Origin of the sequence: Bacillus cereus group sp. BfR-BA-01349 (genome assembly GCF_022663795.1) — a bacterium.
GTDB classification, from domain to species: domain Bacteria; phylum Bacillota; class Bacilli; order Bacillales; family Bacillaceae_G; genus Bacillus_A; species Bacillus_A cereus.
In genome coordinates this window covers 101,364-107,850 of the sequence record NZ_JAKUGE010000010.1, presented here as the reverse complement: position 1 = coordinate 107,850, position 6,487 = coordinate 101,364, and the positions used below count along the sequence as shown (strand labels likewise).

Below are 6,487 nucleotides of genomic sequence, written 5' to 3'. Positions count from 1 at the left end.
CTGCTTTTATTTTATCTTTTGAAGAAAATTTAGCCATAAAAAATGCACCTCCAATTGTTAGTTATGTGTCTAACAATTGGGGTGCACTTCAAGAAAGTGGGCTTTTTTTATTTGTAAATTTAAACTAGTATGTTTATTGCATACTTATAAAGGATATTTATCTTTTTAATTACAAAAATATTCAAAAAAGTGAACCTTTTTCTAGGTTCATACGTCTAATACATGTAAAGTTAAATTGGAAGTGATGAAGTGAGGATGAAACAGGAGGAGCGATTGTGAAAGTAATCCCTTTATATAAAATGATTATAAAAGAAGAAACGGATGTTTCTTTAGCGAAAAAAGGTGATCATGAAGCCTTTGTAGCGCTTATACATACAGAAAAAGTGAAGATGTATCGAATAGCAAAGGCGATGTTACGTGATGAGACAAATATAGAGGATGCGATACAGACAACAATTTTAAAAGCCTATGAAAATATAAAAAAATTAAAGAAAGAAGAATTTTTTCAAACTTGGTTAATTCGAATACTAATAAATGAGTGTAACAATATTATTAGAGCGTATAAAAATGTAATTGTGACAGAAGAGAATGATTACAATATGAGTGCGTGTGATCAGTATGAAGATATAGATTTGTGTAATGCGATTCAGTCGTTACATGAAGAATTAAGAGCTGTTACGGTGCTTTATTACTATGAAGACATGAATCAAGTGAGTATAGCAAAGCTGTTAGAAATACCGAAAGGAACAGTGAAATCAAGATTGTCACGCGCGAGGGAACAACTACAAAAACGATTAAAGATGGAATAGGGGGTGTAAAGGATGGATAATGAAAAATTATTTGATGAGAAATTAAAAAAGAGAATAAAAGATGAAAATGTTATAGTACCTCCAGAGTTAAATGAAAAGATTAATGGTACGCTACATAATCTTAAGGTAAAAAAGAAGAGTTACAAAATTCATATGATGATAATTAGTGCAGCGGTTTGTATACTTTCAGTGGTATCTATGTCTGAGTTTTCTATACAAAGTTTTGCGCAAAATGGTGGAGTATTTGAATATGTAAAGAAAAAAGCGTTTTCTGATTTTGAAAATGAAGAAGAAATAAAATCGAATGTACATTATCCAGATAAAGAAAAGATTCATCAAAAAATGCTAGATTCTATTGATTATTTTAAAAATATTTCAGGACAATTTGAGGAATATTCTAGCTCATCAAGAATTGCTACAACATATAAGTATGCGATTGATACGGAGAAACAAAGAGGTATCTCTTCGAAAGAAGATAAACTAGCGAAAAAACGAACAATTATATATAACGAGGGCAAGAAAAAAGAGTTTGATGATGAGAAGTATACCTATAAAGAGACAAAATGGAACCCAAAAGAAAGAAACAATGAACTATTAAAATTAAATCCTACGGAAAGGTTAGTGAGAAAATCAGATGAGAAAAAGAGATATGATGATGAATATGTAGGGCTAGCTAAATATAGTATTCAATCAGAATTCGCAGATTTGTTAATTCGATATAAAGATTGGAATTATAAAGAAACGAAATATCTTGGATTAGATTGTTACAAAATTGAAGGAGTTATCAACATAGAGATGCCTGTTAGCACCTCTGAAGATTTAAGAGGGAAATTCGAAATGGTTGTGGAGAAAAATACAGGGATTATGTTGAAATTTCTTAGTTTTCAAGAAGGCTTGATTCAATATTCAGTTACGACTGAATGGATACAAATAGATAAGGGATTGAAAGAAAGTATGTTTCAAAAGGATAGCGCTAAATATGAAAAAATGAAAAACATATTGGGTGAATAGAAACAGGAGGAGAGTAAATGGGGAATCATTCATCTTTAAGAGAAGAGAAAAATAAGCAAAAATATAAAAAGAAAAAGATAATAAGTTTACTACTGGCGGTATTACTATTTGGTGGAATTGGCTATGGAGCCTATGTATATATGAAAACTTCTAGTCTCGTACAAAAATCTAATTTGAATTTAGCACGAGGCGAAAAATCCAATTTACGTGAGAAATCTGTAAAGCCAATTGCAAATCATGTTTCACTTTTAATTATGGGAATTGATGAAAATCAAGAACGACAAAAGGAATATAATGGTGCATTTCATACAGACGCATTATTGTTAGCGACTTTTAATAAAGATGATAAAACAGTGAAATTAACGAGTATACCGCGTGATACATATACATATGTTCCAGTTGAAAAGAAAAAAGATAAAATAACCCATGCATATGGAAGTGGTTTCGTTAAAAATGGTAAAGATGGAGGACCGCAAGCTTCTGTGGAAGCGGTAGAAAAATTGTTACAGGTGCCTGTTGATTATTTTGTGAAATTTAATTTTGGTTCCTTTACTAAAATTGTTGATGGGTTAGATGGTATTGAAGTGGATGTCCCAGTTGAATTTACGGAGCAAAATAGTAAAGATGAACCTGAAGCGATTCATTTGAAAAAAGGATTACAAAAATTAAATGGGGAAGAAGCACTTGCACTAGCAAGAACGCGCCATATTGATAGTGATGCAATGAGAGGACAACGCCAACAACTTGTTATTGAAGCGATTTTAAGTAAATTAAAAAGTGTAGGATCGATTGCGAAGTTAGAAAAAATAGTTGAGGCGGTTGATGGTGATTTTAAAACAAATTTAGTAATGGATGATATTTTATCTTTTTATAAATACGGTTTAAACGGTTCAGTTGAAAAAATACAATTAGCTGGTGATGATTTATACTTACCTAATGGCCCAAACGGGCAACGTGTATATTATTATAATCTTAATAAAAAAGATCTACAGAGTTTGAGTAATACTCTTAGAACACATCTAGGATTAAGTGAAAAGCAAATTGAGGAGAATTAAAGCAGACGAAATGTCTGCTTTTTTATTTTTGTCTAATGGTATGACATTTAGTTTTTAATGTTATATACTATTTTAAAATTTTAGTTAATAGTGTAACATAATAGTAGGGTTCAAGTTAAGTAGCAAGGGGGCTACCATATAGAATAAATGTTATTGCTTAAAATAGTTTGGGAGAAATGAAAATACAGGGGAGTAGCAAAAATGAGAATTGCAAAGAATTTAACATTCCAAGTTATTGTGGCCATTATTTGTGGTATTGCAGTAGGGGCAATTTGGCCGAGTGTTGGACAACAAATGAAGCCAATTGGTGAAACATTCATCAATATGATTAAAATGGTTATTGCACCGATTATCTTTTTAACAATTGTACTCGGTATTGCAAGTATGGGAAGTATGAAAAAGGTAGGCCGTGTTGGTGGGAAGGCACTACTATATTTTGAAATTGTTACAACAGCTGCTTTAATTATTGGTATCATCGTAGCAAATGTTGTGCGTCCCGGAGATGGATTAGATCCCTCAAAACTAAAAGGCGGAGATGTTTCACAATATGTACAAAGCGGGCAAGAAATGAAATGGATGGATTTCTTTTTACATATTGTGCCGTCTAACATGTTTGAAGCATTTGCAAAAGGTGATATTTTACAAGTGTTATTCTTCTCCATTTTATTCGGCGCAGGATTAACGATGTTAGGGAAAAATGGACAACCGGTTATTGATTTTTTTGAAAGATTATCGAAAGTATTTTTTAACATTTTATCAATTGTAATGAAATTAGCACCGGTTGGAGCATTCGGTGGGATGGCATTTACAATTGGGAAGTATGGTTTAAGCACGCTCATACCACTTGGCAAATTAATGATTTGTGTATATGCGACAATGGCATTATTTGTTTTTATTGTTTTAAATTTTATTTGTAAACTGTATAAATTTAGTTTGTGGAAATATTTAGCGCATATTAAAGAAGAATTACTTATTGTTCTCGGGACATCATCGTCAGAATCAGTACTGCCGCGAATGATGACAAAGATGGAAGACTTCGGGTGTTCGAAACCGGTAGTAGGTTTAGTCATTCCAACAGGCTATTCTTTTAACTTAGATGGAACAACAATTTATTTATCGATGGCTACTATATTTTTAGCACAAGTTTTCCACGTCGATCTTTCACTAGGTCAACAATTAACAATAATAGCTATTTTATTAGTTACATCTAAAGGAGCAGCAGCAGTAACCGGCGGGGGATTCATTGTACTAGCATCTACTCTATCTGCAATGAATGTTATCCCATTAGAAGGTTTAGCGTTATTACTTGGTGTAGATCGTTTCATGTCAGAAGCACGTGCTATCGTTAATTTAATTGGTAACGGTATTGCAACTGTAGTTGTTGCAAAAAGTGAAAATGAATTTGATGATGAGAAGTATACGAGAGTAGTAGAGGAAATGAAACGAGAAAAAATGGCCAGGTAAAAAGTCAGCTTTGCTGACTTTTTTATTTTTGTAGAAAAGATGTTTTTAGATATATGCATTATTTATTAGCAATAATTAACAAGTATTCAAGTGGTAAATGAGATGAAAGTGATTAAAACAACAAATGTGTATGAATGCGAAATAAGGTTTGAACAAAATATGGCATTTTTATGAATATTACTGTAAAAAAATAATTTTTTAAAAATTTTCAATAATAATACTTTGCAAAAATTAAAAAATTAGTAGAATAAGAATTAGTAAGAATCGTCTGATAAATATATAGAGAAAAACAGAATCATCAGAAAATTCTTTAATAGCTATCGTTTAGAATTAGGGAGGGTACAGAAAATGAAAAAGAAAAAAATGAAAAAACTAACAGCAGTTGTAGTACCGGTTTTAGCAATGAGCATGGCACTAACAGCATGTTCTACATCAGGCGGAGATAAAAAGACAAGCACAAACTCAAGTGGAGATAGCAAGTCAGAGGGAAAATTAGCGGCAAAACAAGTGTTGAATCGAACAGTAAACCAAGAGATTCCAACGATGGATTCTTCTAAATCAACAGATACAGTATCTTCACAAATGCTAGGGAATACGATGGAAGGATTATATCGTCTTGATAAAGATAATAAGCCTATTCCAGCTGCAGCAGAATCTAGCACGAAAAGTGAAGATGGTAAAAAATATACATTTAAACTACGTAAAGATGCAAAATGGTCAAATGGAGATCCAGTAACGGCGAAAGATTTCGTATACGCTTGGCAACGTCTATTAGATCCAAAAACAGCTGCTGAGTATGCATTTATCGCACTCCCGATTAAAAATGCAGAAGTAGTAAATAAAGGAGAAAAACCTGTAACTGAATTAGGAGTAAAAGCAGTAGATGATCTTACGCTTGAAGTTGAATTAGAGCAAGCGGTACCGTACTTCTTAAACTTAGTAGCATTCCCATCGTACTACCCATTAAATGAAAAATTCGTAAAAGAAAAAGGGGAGAAGTTCGGTATAGAGTCTGATACAACAGTTTATAATGGACCGTTCATTCTTAAAGATTGGAAGCATGAACAAGGATGGCAATTAAAGAAAAATGATCAATATTGGGATAAAAAGACTGTAAAACTTGAAGAAGTTAACTTCAGTGTTGTTAAAGAACCAGCAACTCTTATCAATTTATATGATAGCGGTCAAGTTGACTTTGCTTTATTAACTGGAGAGTTCGTAGATAAATACAGAAATAAGAAAGATGAATTCGGAACATATTCACAAGTGAGTACGTATTTCATTCGTATGAACCAAAAACGTGATGGACAAGATACACCATTAAAGAGTAAAAAGTTACGTGAAGCAATTGCACTATCAGTTGATAAAAAGAATTTAGCAAACGTAATTTTAAATGATGGATCAAAAGAAGCTGACTTCTTAGTACCAAAAGGTTTAGCAACTGGACCAGACGGTAAAGACTTCCAAGAAACGTTTAAAAATGGTTTAAAACCAAATGCTAAAAAAGCTGCTGCAGCTTGGGAAGAAGCGAAAAAAGAGCTAGGTAAAGACCAAGTTACAATTGAATTCTTAAACTATGATACTGGTAATGCGAAAAAAGTTGGAGAATATATTAAGGACCAAATTGAGAAGAACTTAAAAGGTGTAACAGTTAATATTAAACTTCAACCATTTAAGCAAAAACTAAAATTAGAAACTGAACAACAATATGATATTTCGTATGGCGGATGGAATCCGGATTATGCAGATCCAATGACGTTCTTAGATATGTTTGAGACTGGACATTCTCATAACCAAATGAGCTTCTCTGATCCTAAATATGACGGCATGGTGAAAAAAGCTGGAACGGAATTAATGAGCGATGCGAAAAAACGTTGGGAAGAGTTAGGAAAAGCTGAAAAAACATTACTTGAAGAAGATGTAGCGATTGTACCTTTATATCAACGAGGAGATTCTTATGTTTTACAACCAAATGTAAAGGGAGTAGTAAAACATAATATCAGTCCAGAATTTAGCTTTAAGTGGGCATATGTGACTGAAAAATAATAGAGTTGAAAAAGCATTTAAAAGTGGCTTAGCTACTTTTAAATGCTTTTTTTGTGAGCTTAAAATACTAATTTTTAGTGTGGTTAAATAGAGGCGAATAAG

Annotated in this window: 5 protein-coding genes; all 5 read left to right on the top strand. The window is 32.4% G+C overall.

The features are described from left to right. Positions 1–275 precede the first annotated feature (275 nt). The 5 genes from MR169_RS08200 to MR169_RS08180 all read left to right on the top strand — a co-directional run bounded on the left by MR169_RS08200 (position 276) and on the right by MR169_RS08180 (position 6,385). On the top strand, positions 276–809 hold the full coding sequence (locus MR169_RS08200; protein WP_000864726.1) for a sigma-70 family RNA polymerase sigma factor: 534 nt from the start codon (positions 276–278) through the stop codon (positions 807–809). Between the two features lie 12 nt (positions 810–821). Next, the gene (locus MR169_RS08195) at positions 822–1,820 is read left to right on the top strand and encodes a hypothetical protein (protein ID WP_000368240.1); all 999 of its coding nucleotides are present in this window, start codon (positions 822–824) and stop codon (positions 1,818–1,820) included. A 17-nt stretch (positions 1,821–1,837) separates the two neighbouring features. Continuing rightward, a complete protein-coding gene (locus tag MR169_RS08190; RefSeq protein WP_242319247.1) occupies positions 1,838–2,875 on the top strand; it encodes an LCP family protein in 1,038 nt (345 codons plus the stop codon). 201 nt (positions 2,876–3,076) lie between these two features. After that, positions 3,077–4,339, top strand: a complete 1,263-nt coding sequence (locus MR169_RS08185) for a dicarboxylate/amino acid:cation symporter (RefSeq protein WP_001216971.1) — start codon at positions 3,077–3,079, stop codon at positions 4,337–4,339. 348 nt (positions 4,340–4,687) lie between these two features. Beyond that, positions 4,688–6,385: a peptide ABC transporter substrate-binding protein gene (locus MR169_RS08180; RefSeq protein WP_242319246.1), complete on the top strand. Its 1,698-nt coding sequence runs from the start codon at positions 4,688–4,690 to the stop codon at positions 6,383–6,385. Positions 6,386–6,487: the final 102 nt, after the last annotated feature.

Coding starts and splice junctions, on each gene's coding strand:
- MR169_RS08195 (WP_000368240.1), top strand. CDS start 822: ATGGATAATGAAAAATTATTTGATGAGAAATTAAAAAAGAGAATAAAA.
- MR169_RS08185 (WP_001216971.1), top strand. CDS start 3,077: ATGAGAATTGCAAAGAATTTAACATTCCAAGTTATTGTGGCCATTATT.
- MR169_RS08190 (WP_242319247.1), top strand. CDS start 1,838: ATGGGGAATCATTCATCTTTAAGAGAAGAGAAAAATAAGCAAAAATAT.
- MR169_RS08180 (WP_242319246.1), top strand. CDS start 4,688: ATGAAAAAGAAAAAAATGAAAAAACTAACAGCAGTTGTAGTACCGGTT.